The organism is Pseudomonas sp. MWU16-30317 (assembly GCF_020515695.1).
GTDB lineage: Bacteria > Pseudomonadota > Gammaproteobacteria > Pseudomonadales > Pseudomonadaceae > Aquipseudomonas.
In genome coordinates this window covers 546,944-560,995 of record NZ_JAIWJA010000003.1, presented here as the reverse complement: position 1 = coordinate 560,995, position 14,052 = coordinate 546,944, and the positions used below count along the sequence as shown (strand labels likewise).

Annotated in this window: 10 protein-coding genes; 1 reads left to right on the top strand and 9 read right to left on the bottom strand. The window is 63.1% G+C overall.

Annotation, left to right across the window (positions count from 1 at the left end):
• The first annotated feature begins 5 nt into the window (after positions 1-5).
• The gene (locus LIX93_RS11585; RefSeq protein ID WP_226504172.1) at positions 6-1,922 is read left to right on the top strand and encodes a methyl-accepting chemotaxis protein; all 1,917 of its coding nucleotides are present in this window, start codon (positions 6-8) and stop codon (positions 1,920-1,922) included.
• 104 nt (positions 1,923-2,026) lie between these two features.
• Here LIX93_RS11585 and mdoH read toward each other — a convergent pair whose 3' ends face one another.
• The 9 genes from mdoH to hutU all read right to left on the bottom strand — a co-directional run bounded on the left by mdoH (position 2,027) and on the right by hutU (position 13,831).
• Positions 2,027-4,597, bottom strand: a complete 2,571-nt coding sequence (gene mdoH / locus LIX93_RS11580) for a glucans biosynthesis glucosyltransferase MdoH (RefSeq protein WP_226504171.1) — start codon at positions 4,595-4,597, stop codon at positions 2,027-2,029.
• The gene (locus LIX93_RS11575; protein WP_346015221.1) at positions 4,590-6,485 is read right to left on the bottom strand and encodes a glucan biosynthesis protein G; all 1,896 of its coding nucleotides are present in this window, start codon (positions 6,483-6,485) and stop codon (positions 4,590-4,592) included. The genes mdoH and LIX93_RS11575 overlap by 8 nt, the downstream gene beginning before the upstream one ends.
• A gap of 264 nt (positions 6,486-6,749) precedes the next feature.
• Positions 6,750-7,187 carry a D-aminoacyl-tRNA deacylase gene (gene dtd / locus LIX93_RS11570; RefSeq protein WP_226504170.1) on the bottom strand — a complete coding sequence of 146 codons (438 nt, stop codon included), beginning with the start codon at positions 7,185-7,187 and terminating at the stop codon, positions 6,750-6,752.
• On the bottom strand, positions 7,184-8,155 hold the full coding sequence (gene pip, locus LIX93_RS11565) for a prolyl aminopeptidase (protein WP_226504169.1): 972 nt from the start codon (positions 8,153-8,155) through the stop codon (positions 7,184-7,186). Before pip ends, dtd begins: the two co-directional genes overlap by 4 nt.
• A gap of 112 nt (positions 8,156-8,267) precedes the next feature.
• On the bottom strand, positions 8,268-9,068 hold the full coding sequence (gene hutG / locus LIX93_RS11560) for an N-formylglutamate deformylase (RefSeq protein ID WP_226504168.1): 801 nt from the start codon (positions 9,066-9,068) through the stop codon (positions 8,268-8,270).
• A 13-nt stretch (positions 9,069-9,081) separates the two neighbouring features.
• Entirely contained in the window at positions 9,082-10,290 is a 1,209-nt protein-coding gene (gene hutI, locus LIX93_RS11555; RefSeq protein WP_226504167.1) for an imidazolonepropionase, read from the bottom strand.
• Between the two features lie 12 nt (positions 10,291-10,302).
• A complete protein-coding gene (locus LIX93_RS11550) occupies positions 10,303-11,124 on the bottom strand; it encodes a glycine betaine/L-proline ABC transporter ATP-binding protein (RefSeq protein WP_226504166.1) in 822 nt (273 codons plus the stop codon).
• Positions 11,121-11,972, bottom strand: a complete 852-nt coding sequence (locus LIX93_RS11545) for a proline/glycine betaine ABC transporter permease (RefSeq protein WP_226504165.1) — start codon at positions 11,970-11,972, stop codon at positions 11,121-11,123. The genes LIX93_RS11550 and LIX93_RS11545 overlap by 4 nt, the downstream gene beginning before the upstream one ends.
• A 176-nt stretch (positions 11,973-12,148) precedes the next feature.
• Complete coding sequence (gene hutU / locus LIX93_RS11540; RefSeq protein WP_226504164.1) at positions 12,149-13,831, bottom strand: urocanate hydratase; 1,683 nt, start codon at positions 13,829-13,831, stop codon at positions 12,149-12,151.
• Positions 13,832-14,052: the final 221 nt, after the last annotated feature.

The following is a 14,052-nucleotide window of genomic DNA, read 5'->3' as shown; positions in this document are numbered from 1 at the left end:
TTCATATGTCAAGTTGGGCTGCCCGCTCTCTCGCCAACACCCCCGTCAAAACCAAACTCGCCTTGGGCTTCGGCCTGGTGCTGGTGCTTACCGTGATAATCGCTGCCACCGGCTGGACCGGGCTCGACAGCCTGATCTCGCGCGGCGACAAGCTCGCCTCCATCAGCGAGGTCAGCAATGCCACGCGCGATCTGCGTATCGCACGCATCAGCTACGAGTTCAACAAAGGCCTCAAAGGCGCCCCAGAGGTGACCGCTGCACTGGCACGGGTGGACGACGCCGTGCGCAAGGCCCAAGGGCTGATGGCCGTGCGCAGCGATCAGGTTTTGCTTGAAAAGCAGACCACTGCCACCAACGAATATCGCAGCGCGTTCGCCGCCATGGATCAGGCCGTGCAAGCCCGCGAGGCGGCGCGCGCGCAACTGGGGGCGACTGCCGATCGCGCCGTTGCCAGCATCAATGCGGTGGAGCAGTCGTTGCTGCAGTCCGCGGATCTGGCGCTGTACACCGCCATCGTTGACCTCAGCAAACAGCTGCAGCAGGCGCGCTTCCAGGTACGCGGATACACCTACAGCGCGGCGCCGGAGGCCGAGCAGCCCGCTCAAGATGCCATCACCAAAGCGCTTGGCACTATCGACGTCCTCTCCAAACAACTCCCGGAGCAGTTCGCGGGAGACTTCAAGGAAGCCACCACCGGGTTCCTTGGCTATCGGGCCGCCGTTGACCAATTTCATACCGCGCAAGTCAGTCAGCTGACCGCCCTCAATCGCATGCAAACGGCAGGCAACCAACTGCTGGAATACAGCACCGAACTGGAGAAATCGCAGGCCGAAAAACGCGATGCCGACACCCGGCAAGGCAAGGTGCTGCTCAGCACCGCCGCCGTGCTGGCCCTGCTGTTCGGGATACTCGCGGCGTGGCTCATCACTCGGCAAATCACCGTGCCGCTGCAGCAGACCCTCGTGGCAGTAGACCGCGTCGCCAACGGCGACCTGACCCACAACCTTGATGTGCAGCGCCGCGACGAGCTGGGCCAGTTGCAGCAGAGCATGCAGCGCATGACCTTGGCCTTGCGCGGCCTCGTCAGCGGTATCAGCGACGGTGTCACGCAGATCGCCAGCGCTGCCGAAGAGCTGTCGGCAGTTACCGAGCAGACCAGCGCCGGGGTCACCAGTCAGAAGGTCGAGACCGATCAACTGGCCACGGCGATGAACGAAATGGCGGCCACGGTGCAAGAGGTCGCCCGCAATGCCGAGCAGGCCTCTGAAGCCGCTGTAGCGGCCGATCAACAAGCCCGTGAGGGTGACAAGGTGGTCAGCCAGGCGATCGCGCAGATCGAGCGCCTGGCCACCGAGGTCAGCCACTCCAGTACAGCGGTCAACCACCTCAAGCTTGAAAGCGACAAGATCGGCGGCATCCTCGATGTGATCAAGTCGGTGGCCGCGCAGACCAACCTGCTGGCGCTCAACGCCGCCATCGAGGCAGCCCGAGCCGGCGAAGCCGGGCGCGGCTTCGCCGTGGTGGCGGACGAAGTGCGCAGCCTCGCGCAGCGCACTCACACTTCGACCCAGGAGATCGAAGCGCTGATCACCGCCCTGCAGAATGGCACCCAGGAAGTCACCCGCGCCATGGACAGTAGCCTGGAATTGACCGGCAGCAGTGTCGAACTGACCCGCAAGGCCGGCGTGTCCCTGGAGAGCATCACCCAGACGGTGTCAGCGATTCAGTCGATGAACCAGCAGATCGCCACGGCCGCTGAGCAGCAAAGCGCGGTGGCGGAAGAGATCAATCGCAGCGTGATCAATGTGCGCGATGTGTCCGAGCAGACCTCTGCAGCCAGTGAGGAGACTGCGGCGTCGAGCGTCGAGCTGGCGCGGCTGGGCACGCATTTGCAGTCGCTAGTGGGGCGGTTCCGGGTCTGATCCGGGCGGCACCTTCGCGGGCAGGCCCGCTTAGAGGCCATCAGCGTCGCCCAATAAAAAAGGCCCGGGAGAATATCCCGGGCCTTTTACATTACGGCTGCAGATCAGGCATTGACCATGTTCTGCGGCACCACTGCGTCCGGCTGCAACGGCAACAACGGCGCATGCGGGTCAGCGGCGACCGACTTGCGCCAGGCGCCCAACCAGGCTTCGTTCTGATCACTCCACACTTGTGAGTGCAGACGCGACAGCGCCACCGGATCACTGAGCAAGTACAGGCGCGTGGCGCTGTCGAGCTTCTCTGGCCCTACCGTCAACGCAGTGCGCACACGGTCGGCGCGCATCCACTCGATCGGTTCGGCTTGGCCGTGACGTGCCGTGGCCAGTGAACAGGCCAAGGCATTCTGCCGCGGATCGACCACTGCCCGGACGAAACCGTCCTTGAGTGCATGCCAGCGGTTTTCGTGAGTGTAGGCATCGGTGGAAGCCAATTCCTGGGGTACCGAGTATTCCTCGGGGATCAGGAACAGTTTCTCGTCACGGGCCTGCAAGCCGAGGTTGGTACGGCTGGAAATCACCGACACCGGAATCGACAGCATCAGCGAACCGACGATCGGAATCAGCCACCACAGGAAGCTCGGGTTCAACGAGACCACCAGAACGGCCCAGAGGAAGCCCAGCAGCGTCTGCGGACCATGGCGCTTGACCGCCTCGCTCCATGGCGTCGAGTCGTCATCGCGCTGTGGCGAGTTCCAGGTCGCTGCCCAGCCCAGGAAGGCCGCCAGCACGAAACGGGTGTGGAAAATCATCCGCACCGGCGCCAGCAGCATGGAGAACAGCATCTCCATCAGCATCGACAGGGTGACCTTGAAGCGCCCACCGTACTCCTTGGCACCCTTGGCCCAGATCAGAATGATGCTGAGCAGCTTGGGCAGGAACAGCAGCACGATAGTGGTCGAGAACAACGCAATGGCTTTGTCCGGATGCCACTGCGGCCACAGCGGATACAGCTGCCGCGGCTCGAGGAAGTACGCCGGTTCCATCAGGGTATTGACCGCCAGCAACGCCGTCGACAGCACCAGGAAGAAGAACCACAACGGCGCCGACAGGTAGGACATCACCCCGGTCAGGAACACCGCGCGGTGTACCGGGTGCATGCCCTTGACCAGGAACAGGCGGAAGTTCATCAGGTTGCCGTGGCACCAGCGACGGTCGCGCTTGAGCTCGTCGAGCAAGTTAGGCGGCAGTTCTTCGTAGCTGCCTGGCAGGTCGTAGGCGATCCATACACCCCAACCGGCACGCCGCATCAACGCCGCTTCGACGAAGTCGTGGGACAGGATCGCCCCGGCAAACGCACCCTTGCCCGGCAGCGGCGCCAAGGCGCAGTGCTCGATGAATGGCTTCATGCGAATGATCGCGTTGTGCCCCCAGTAGTGGGATTCACCCAACTGCCAGAAGTGCAAGCCAGCGGTGAACAGCGGGCCGTAGACGCGAGTCGCGAACTGCTGCATGCGCGCATAGAGGGTGTCCATGCCCGACGCCTTCGGCGCGGTCTGGATGATCCCGGCATCCGGTGTGGCTTCCATCAGCCGCACCAGGCCCGAGAGGCATTCGCCACTCATGACGCTGTCGGCGTCGAGCACCACCATGTAGCGGTAATCGCCGCCCCAGCGACGGCAGAAGTCGTCGAGGTTACCGCTCTTGCGTTTGACGCGACGGCGACGGCGGCGATAGAAGATCCGCCCGAAACCTTTGGTCTCGCGGCAGACGTCGAGCCAGGCCTGCTGCTCGGCGACGGCGATGTCGGTGTCGTAGGTGTCGCTGAGCACGAAGAAGTCGAAGCGATCGAGGTTACCGCTGGCGGCTACCGATTCGAACGTCGCGCGCAAACCGGCGAACACCCGCGGCACGTCTTCATTACAGATCGGCATCACCAGCGCGGTGCGAGCACCGGGCTCGATCGGCTCGTTACCGGCGCTGGCACCCGAAATGCGGTACTTGTCGTGCCCGGTCAGCAACTCGAGGAAGCCCATGAGTGCGGTCCAGAAACCCGCCGACACCCAACAGAACAAGATACCGAACAGCACCAGAATGCTGGTCTGCAACACATAGGGCAGTACCTGCTGCGCTGACGTCAGCCAAGGCTGATGAGCGATTTCCTGCAGGTCGACCATGGCCCAGCCCTGGTAGGGCATGATGCCTTTCATGTAGTAGCCGGCAACGATGGTCTGGCCCAGCATGAGGATCAGCAGGATGTAGCGGCGAGTCGAACCGACCCAGCGCCAGCGCGCCTTGGGCAGGTCACGCTTGTCGCTGGTCGGTTCGGGGCCGATTGGCTTGCCGGTCAGGCGACGCCACATGCGTACCAGCACGTTGGTTTTCCAAGGCTCCGGGACCACCTTGGTACGGTTGATCGGCGGGGTCGCCTTGATCCGCACGCGGCCGTTGGCGTCCAACACCAACAGGCCGTGCTCGTCGAGCTCGGCCGCACTGTTGAGTGTCAGGCGATGCCCGGCCGCAGCCTGACCATCGGTGCCAACACTGGAGGCCGACAGGCGCTCGTGCAGTTCACCGAAGGAAGTGCAGCTCGCCAACTCGGCGCGCTGCTCCTCACTCATGGGCAAGTGGGCCAGATATTCGTGCAGCGACTCTGGCTGTGCTTGGGAATTACTCATCGGCTGGCAACTGGTAGCTCCAGGTCTCGGTCAGGACTTGTTCGGTCTTGATCGGTTCCGGGGTGGACGGAGTGGCTGCGGCATCAGGCTGGGCGTTTGCATCGCCAGGCTTGCTAGCATCAGCGGTCTTGTCGGTAGCTTTGGCATCTGCTTTGGCATCGGCCTTCGCGTCAGCTTTAGCATCGGCCTTGGCATCCGCCGGCTTGTCGGACTTGGCTACGCCTTTGTCCTTGCCAGCTTCACCATTGGCTGCAGGCTCGGTGACCTTGACTGCCTCAGCGTCGGCCTTGGCCTTGGCTTTCGCGCCGCGGGCCAGTTCGGTCTTGGCGGACTCGTCGGTGGCATCACCCGGCAAAGCGTCCTGGACCAGCGCTGCACGCATCTCCACAGACTTGCTGGTGTCCTTGACCTTGACCCGCAGGGTCAGGCGCCAGCCCTGAGTGACCGGGTTGTAGCGCACGCTGTTCTCGAGCAGATCGGCGTTGTCGCCGACGCTGACCTGACTGCGCACCTTGGCGTCGTCGAGCAGCGACTTGAGCACCGGCCCTTCGAAGTCGATCAGGAACGCGACACTGCCGTCCGGCTGACGAACCAGGTTGGATTGCTTGACGTCGCCAGTGGAGCGCAGCGTCTGCTTGACCCAGGCGATGTCCGGCGAGTGCAGCTCGGATTCGTCCATGGTCCAGTGGATACGGTAGTTGTGGTCGAGCGGCTCGCCCGGCTCCGGCATTTTTTCCGGGTTCCAGAAGGCAACGATGTTGTCGTTGGTTTCGTCGGCAGTCGGGATCTCGACCAGATCGACGGTCCCCTTGCCCCAGTCGCCACGCGGCTCGACCCAGGCGCTCGGGCGCTTGTCGTAGCGGTCGTCGAGATCCTCATAGCGGCTGAAATCGCGGCCACGCTGCAGCAGACCGAAACCACGCGGGTTCTCGACCATGAAATTGCTCACAGCCAGATGTTTCGGGTTGTTCAGCGGACGCCAGACCCACTCGCCATTGCCAGCGTGGATCGACAGGCCGGTAGAGTCGTGCAACTCGTGGCGATAGTTGAGGACCTTGGACGGCTGATTGGAGCCGAACAGGAACATGCTGGTCAGCGGCGCGATGCCCAGACGGCTGACGTGGTCACGCAGGTAGACCCGCGATTGCACGTCGAGGACGCTGTCGGTACCCGGGCGCAGCACCATGCGATAGGCACCGGTGGAGCGCGGCGAATCCATCAGCGCATAGATGATCAGCTGCTTGTCGTCCGGGTTCGGTTTTTCGACCCAGAACTCGGTGAAGCGCGGAAACTCTTCGCCCGACGGCAGCGCGGTATCGAGCGCCAGGCCACGGGCCGAGAGGCCATAGACCTGGCCCTTGCCGATCACGCGGAAGTAACTCGCGCCCAGCAGGGTCATGACTTCGTCCTGCTTGTCGCCGCGGTTGATCGGGTAGGTTACGCGGAAACCGGCATAGCCCAGTTGCTCGGTGGCCTTGGGATCGAATTGCAGATCACCGAAATCGAAACGATTGGCGTCGTACTTGATCTCGTTGACCGAAGTGGAGGTCACTTCGTTGATTTTCACCGGTGTATCGAAGTGCATACCCTGGTGATAGAACGACAGGCGGAAAGGCGTCTTGTCGTCGACCCACTCGGCCTTGTCGGCACGGAAGTGGATCTTCTGGTAGTCCGCGAACTTCATGTCGCGGAACACCGCAGGCAGGTTACTTTTTGGCGCTTCGTATTTCTTCGCCGCGAGGTCCTTGGCCTTGTCCGCTACGTCGTCGAGGCTGAAAGCCCAGAGTTGGCTGGCACTGAACAGGCAAAACAGAGCAGAGCCGGCCAGCATGATGCTGCGCAGGCGCTTGCCTGGTGTTCTTGGTGCAGTACAGGAACTAACAATCACGAGCAACCCTCGCCGAAAAACAGATCATAAAACCAACGGCCAGCTATCGATTGCCGGGTTGGCGAGCAATGTTCCGACTACGAATGGGCGTAATGATTCCCCACGCGGCGACGGAGCACCCTCAAGTCAGGTCTAAATGGATCGCTGAAACGGACCCCGATGCGCGCGATTATCTAGCACGCGGTCAGACAACGCATCAGGGCAGATAAGGTTTTTTTACTACAAATGTAGATATTTATTGCCAATTCGCTGATTCCCGCGCTTTCAGACCTGTAACAGGAAGGTCACAGGCCCATCGTTTACCAGGTGGACTTGCATGTCGGCGCCAAATCGGCCGCTCGCCACCTTGCCATGCACAGAGCTTGCCTGGTCCAGCAAATAGGTAAAAAGCTCGGCGGCCAGGGCCGGCGCCGCTGCTGTGGAGAAGCTCGGGCGCAGGCCGCTTTGGGTGTCGGCCGCGAGGGTGAATTGCGAGACCAGCAGCAAACCACCTTCTATATCGGTGAGCGAGCGATTCATCTTGCCCTGCTCGTCGCTGAACACCCGATAGTTAAGCAGCTTGTGCAAGAGTTTGTCGGCCGCGGCCTGAGTATCACCAGGTTCCACGGCCACCAATACCAGCAATCCCTGATCGATGGCGCCGACGATTTCACCGGCGACCTCGACACGCGACGAACTGACGCGCTGCAGCAAACCCTTCATGCTTCTTCGAGCGGCAGGTCGAGCAGGCGCCGGGCCATCTGGTCCGCCGCGCGCACCAGTGCATCGGTGATCCCTGGTTCGGAGGCCGCATGGCCAGCATCCCGGATTACTTTCAGCTCGCTGTTGGGCCAGGCCTGATGCAGCTCCCAGGCGTTGTCCAATGGGCAGATCACGTCGTATCGGCCGTGAATGATCACGGCAGGCAGATGAGCGATTTTTGGCACGTCGCGGATAAGCTGGTTGGGCTCGAGAAAGGCTTTGTGGGTGAAGTAGTGGCACTCGATGCGCGCAATCGACAAGGCCCGCTGCGGTTCGGAGAACCGATCGACCACCAGCGGGTTGGGGCGCAGCGTCGCAGTGCGGCCTTCCCAGGTGGACCACGCCTTGGCGGCATGCATCTGAGCGATCTGATCACTGCCGGTCAGGCGCTTGTGAAAGGCTTGCAGCAGGTCGCCGCGCTCGTCCTGAGGGATCGGCGCCAGGTAGTCCTGCCAGTAATCGGGGAACATGCGGCTGGCGCCAGCCTGGTAGAACCATTCGATTTCCTGCGGGCGGGCGAGGAAAATCCCGCGCAGGATCAGGCCATGGACGCGTTCCGGGTGCTTTTGCGCATAGGCCAGCGCCAGGGTCGAGCCCCAGGAGCCACCGAACAGCACCCATTTGTCGATGCCCAGATGCTCACGAATGCGCTCCATGTCGGCAATCAGGTCCCAAGTGGTGTTGTTCTCGAGACTGGCATGGGGGGTCGAGCGGCCACAGCCACGCTGATCGAAGGTCACGATCCGGTACATATTCGGATCGAAATAGCAGCGACTGGCGGCATCGCAACCAGACCCCGGCCCACCATGAATGAACACCACCGGCAAACCCTGAGGCGATCCGCTTTCATCGACATACAGCACATGCGGCTCTTCCACGGCCAGATCGTGCCGGGCGTAGGGTTTGATCTGCGGGTACAAGGTCTGCATCACGCGCTCCGTAAAGGGAATAGGCTCCTGGGGCCATCATAAACCTGAAAGGCCATCAGGCGCATGTCCCTTCTGGAGATAGGGGGATATCCGCGTCCCTCCTGCGGGCCGGTCAGGCGTAGCGCCTGGCGCCCCAGTCGAGCATCGTCTGCAGCAGCGCCTTGATCTGCTGGCGGGTCGGCTCGGCGAGGTCCTCGCGGTAGTTGAACGGATCGAACTCTTCCATATAGGCCCGTTGCACCAGCTCCAACTGCACCGCATGGATATCGCGGCCTGGATCACCGTAATGGCGGGTGATATGGCCTCCCTTGAACCGCCCGTTGAGCACGTGGGTGAAGGCTGGGTTGCCGGCGCATACCGCTTCCAGTTCAGCACCAAGGCTCGGGTCGCAGCTGGCGCCATTGAAAGTGCCCAGGTTGAAATCTGGCAACTGGCCGTCGAACAGATGGGGGATTTGCGCACGAATGGAATGCGCATCCCACAACAGCGCATAGCCGAATTCGCTGCGCAGGCGCTCAAGCTCCGCCTGCAGGGCGCGGTGGTAAGGGCCCCAGATTTTTTGCAGGTAGGTGGCGCGCTCTTCGTCGCTCGGGGCCTGGCCGTCCTTGAACAGCGGATCGCCCTCGAACAGGATTTCGGGGAACAACCCGGTGGTGGCCCCGGCGTACAGCGGCTTGTTATCAGACGGCCGATTGAGGTCGATGACGAAACGCGAATACTCGGCGCTCAGCAGGCTGGCGCCCATGGCTTCGGCAAAGTCGTACAGACGCGGAATATGCCAATCGGTATCCGGCAGCCCGGCGGCCTCGGGCACCAGCCCGGCCTCTACCGTGGGCGTCAGGCGCAGACCCGCGTGGGGCATGCTGATGAGCAGCGGCACAGTGCCCTGCTTGAAGCTGAATACGTTGTCCACAGTGTTCTCCTGCTCAAAAAGTCACTTCAAGGCCATGTCGCACGACCCGCTTGCCCAGGTCCCCGCCCAGCCAGTAGGCCAGGTCGGCAGGGCGTTCGATGTTCCAGGCGACGAAGTCGGCGACCTTGCCCGCCTCCAGCGAACCATGACTGGCCTGCAAGCCTAAGGCGTTGGCGGCGTGCACGGTGACCCCGGCCAGGGCCTCCTCCGGGGTCATGCGGAACAGCGTGCAGGCCATGTTGAGCATCAGCCGTAACGACAACCCCGGCGAGGTGCCCGGGTTGAGATCGCTGGCGATGGCGATTGCAACGCCGTGCGCGCGCAGGGCATCCATGGGTGGCAGCTGGGTCTCGCGCAAAAAGTAGAAGGCTCCTGGCAACAGCACAGCCACCGTACCACTGGCAGCCATGGCGATGGCGTCGGCTTCGGTCATGAACTCCAGGTGGTCGGCCGACAGCGCCTGATAGCGCGCCGCCAACGTGGAGCCGGCCAGCGACGACAACTGCTCGGCGTGCAACTTGACCGGCAGCCCCAGCGCCTGGGCCTTGATGAACACCCGCTCGACCTGCGCGGGCGAAAACGCCAGGTACTCGCAAAAGGCGTCCACCGCGTCCACCAGCCCTTCGGCGGCCAGCGCGGGCAGCATTTCGTCGCAGATATGAGCGATATAGTCATCGGCGCGCTCAAGGTATTCCGGCGGCAGCGCGTGTGCCGCCAGGCAGGTGGCGCGCACGGTCACCGGCAATTCAGCGCCCAGGCGCCGCGCCACGCGCAGCATCTTTGCTTCGTTGGCCAGATCAAGGCCGTAACCGGATTTGATCTCCACCGTGGTCACGCCGTCGCGGCGTAGCGCATCCAGACGCTGCCGGGCACTGGCGAACAACTGGTCCTCGCTGGCCGCACGGGTGGCCCGCACGGTGCTGGCGATGCCGCCACCTGCCGCAGCGATCTCGGCATAGCTGACCCCTTGCAGGCGCTGCTCGAACTCGCCGCTGCGGTTACCGCCGAACACCGTGTGGGTGTGGCAGTCGATCAGCCCCGGAGTGACCCAGGCGCCGCCCAGGTCGATAACCTCGGCGCCCTGCTGGGCCAGGATCTCGTTGCGCGGGCCGATCCAGTCGATACGCTCGCCGACGGTAACGATGGCCGCGTCCTCGATGATCGAATAAGTGCCGCCCACCATGGTGGCGGCATGGCAGTTCTGCCAAATCCTCTTATGCATCTGAGCAAGCCCTCAAAACGTCGCGGTCCGGCGCTGCACGAAGCGATCGACATAGTCGTCGGCAGGCGCCTGCAGAATGTCCCTCGGCGTGCCGACCTGGATCAACCGGCCATCCTTGAGGATGGCAATGCGGTTGCCCAGGCGCACGGCCTCGTCGAGGTCGTGAGTGATGAATACGATGGTCTTGTGCAAGGTGCCTTGCAGGGTCAGCAACTGGTCCTGCATTTCGGCACGGATCAACGGATCGAGGGCGCTGAAGGCCTCGTCCATCAGGATGATGTCGGTATCCGCCGCCAACGCCCGCGCCAGCCCGACGCGCTGGCGCATGCCGCCAGACAACTGCTCGGGCCACTTGTGTTCATAGCCCTGCAGACCGACGGCCGCCACCCAGTGCTGGGCACGCTCGCGGCAATGGGCCTTGCTCTCGCCGCGCACCTTGAGGCCGTAGGCGACGTTCTCGAGCACGGTGCGGTGCGGCAGCAGGCCGAAACTCTGGAACACCATGCTGATGCGGTGGCGGCGCAGATCGCGCAGTTGTGCCATATCGAAGTCGAGCACGTTCTGGCCATCGATGAGGATGGCGCCGCTGCTGGGGTCGATCAGCCGGTTGATATGGCGCACCAGGGTCGACTTGCCGGAACCCGACAGCCCCATGATGACGAAAATCTCCCCGGCGTTGACCGTCAGCGACAAGTCGTTGACCCCCACCACACAGCCCGTGGCGGCCAGCACCTGCTCCTTGCTCTGGCCACTGCGGATCAGCTCCAGCGCCTGACGCTCACGGTTGCCGAAGATCTTGTAGACGTTGCGCAGCTCGATTCTAGGCGTAGTCATACCGTGCCCCCGCGACGTGGACGACCGTAGGCCTGGGTGATGCGGTCGATGACCACGGCAAGGATAACGATGGCCAGCCCGGCCTCCAGCCCTCGGCCGATGTTCAACGTCTGAATGCCCACCAGCACATCTTCGCCCAAGCCGCGAGCGCCAATCATCGAGGCGATCACCACCATCGACAGGGCCATCATGGTGGTCTGGTTGATGCCGGCCATGATGCTCGGCAACGCCAGCGGCAACTGCACCCCGAACAACTGTTGCCAGCGGTTGGCGCCAAACGCGTTGGCCGCCTCCATGACCTCGCGATCGACCTGGCGGATGCCCAGGTCGGTCAGGCGGATCAGCGGCGGCACGGCGTAGATCACCGTGGCGAAGATCGCCGGCACCTTGCCCAGGCCGAACAACATCAGCACCGGGATCAGGTACACGAAGCTGGGCAGCGTCTGCATGATGTCGAGCAACGGCATCAACACCGCGCGCAGGCGATTGCTGCGCGCGCACAGAATACCCAGTGGAATGCCGATGATCACCGACATCAGGGTGGCCACCACCATCAGCGCCAGGGTCTGCATGAGTTTGTCCCAAAGCCCCACTGCGCCCACCAGGAACAGCAGCGCGACCATCAGCACGGCAGTGAATACCTTGCGCGTGGCGTGCCAGGTGACCAGGCCGACGATGATCAGCATCAGCCACCAGGGCGTCTGTTGCAGCACGGCTTCAAGCTTGACGATCGCCCACAGCAGGGTGTCGGAGATGTGCCGAAACACATCGCCGTAGCGGCCGACCAGGGCGTCGACTGCGTCGTTGACCCAGTCGGCGATGGAGAAGGTGAAGCGGTCCGGGAACATAGGCGGATCTCGATCAGGTTGGCATAGGCTCAGACCTCATGAAACACCGTTGTGCTGACTGTGGGAACTGCGTTGTTGCTGATGGCCGCTTCGCGAGCACGCTTTGCTCCACAGGACGGTGAACCTCTGTGGCGCAAAGCGTGCTCGCAAAGCGGCCGGCATGCCGGGCACAAATCTCAACCGGTGATCATCGGCAGATTCAGCCCCTGCTCATTGGCGCAGTCGATGGCGATCTGGTAACCGGCATCGGCATGGCGCATCACCCCGGTGGCGGGATCGTTGTGCAGCACCCGGGCGATGCGCTCGGCGGCCTCGTCGGTACCGTCGCAGACGATCACCATCCCCGAGTGCTGAGAGAAGCCCATGCCGACACCGCCGCCGTGGTGCAACGACACCCAGGTCGCGCCACTGGCGGTATTGAGCAAGGCGTTGAGCAGCGGCCAGTCGGACACGGCATCGGAGCCATCCTGCATCGATTCGGTTTCCCGATTCGGGCTCGACACCGAGCCGGAATCGAGGTGGTCACGGCCGATCACCACCGGCGCCGACAGCTCGCCGCTGCGCACCATCTCGTTGAACGCGAGGCCGAGCTTGGCGCGCTGGCCCAGGCCGACCCAGCAGATACGCGCCGGCAAGCCCTGAAAGCTGATGCGCTCGCGGGCCATGTCCAGCCAATGGTGCAGGTGCGCGTCGTCGGCGATCAGCTGCTTGACCTTGGCGTCGGTCTTGTAGATGTCTTCGGCATCGCCCGACAGCGCCGCCCAACGGAACGGGCCGACGCCGCGGCAGAACAGCGGGCGGATGTAGGCCGGCACGAAGCCGGGGAAGTCGAAGGCATTCGTGACGCCCTCGTCCTGCGCCATCTGACGAATGTTGTTGCCGTAGTCGAAGGTCGGCACGCCGGCTTTCTGGAAGGCCAGCATGGCCTCGACATGCTCGGCCATGGACTGCTTGGCGGCCTTGACCACCGCCGCGGGCTCGGTCAGTGCGCGGGCACGGTATTCGTCCCAGGTCCAGCCCTTGGGCAGGTAGCCATTGAGCGGATCGTGGGCGCTGGTCTGGTCGGTGACCATGTCCGGGCGCACGCCGCGCTTGACCAGCTCCGGGAGGATCTCGGCGGCATTGCCGAGCAGCGCGATGGAGACGGCCTTGCCTTCAGCGGTGTACTTGGCGATACGCGCCAGAGCATCGTCCAGGTCACTGGCTTGCTCGTCGACATAACGGCTGGCCAGGCGGAAGTCGATGCGGCTCTGCTGGCATTCGATATTCAGCGAGCTGGCCCCGGCCATGGCAGCGGCCAGCGGTTGCGCGCCGCCCATGCCGCCCAGGCCGGCGGTCAGCACCCACTTGCCGGTGAGGTCGCCGCCGTAATGCTGGCGACCAGCTTCGACGAAGGTTTCGTAGGTGCCCTGGACGATGCCCTGGCTGCCGATGTAGATCCAGCTGCCGGCGGTCATCTGGCCGTACATGGCCAGGCCCTTGGCATCCAGTTCGTTGAAGTGTTCCCAGTTGGCCCAGTGCGGCACCAGGTTGGAGTTGGCGATCAGTACCCGCGGTGCGTTGGTGTGGGTCTTGAACACGCCGACCGGCTTGCCGGATTGCACCAGCAGGGTCTCGTCGTCATTCAGATGGGTGAGGCTCTCGACGATCTTGTCGTAGCACTCCCAGTTGCGCGCCGCCCGCCCGATGCCGCCGTACACCACCAGCTCCTTGGGGTTTTCGGCCACTTGCGGGTCGAGATTGTTCATCAGCATGCGTAGCGGCGCTTCGGTCAGCCAGCTCTTGGCGGTCAGCGTGGTACCGCGTGCAGCACGGATTTCGACATCGCGAAAACGGGTGGGGCGTTGGGCGTCGGACATGGTGGGCTCCTGCAATTCGAGGGACACATATTTACTTGTATGTACAAGCATATGCAATTGAATTGCCAAGTTTGGATTTTCTGCGCGCGGCGCAGCAGAACCGGGGCTTGGAGAGCGTAGACGGGATTACGGGTGAGCGTTACCGGAGGATGAATACGCCCCAGGATGAGGCGTTGGGTAACATGTTGGGGCATAGGGAACTGGGTTGACTGTACCGGCGT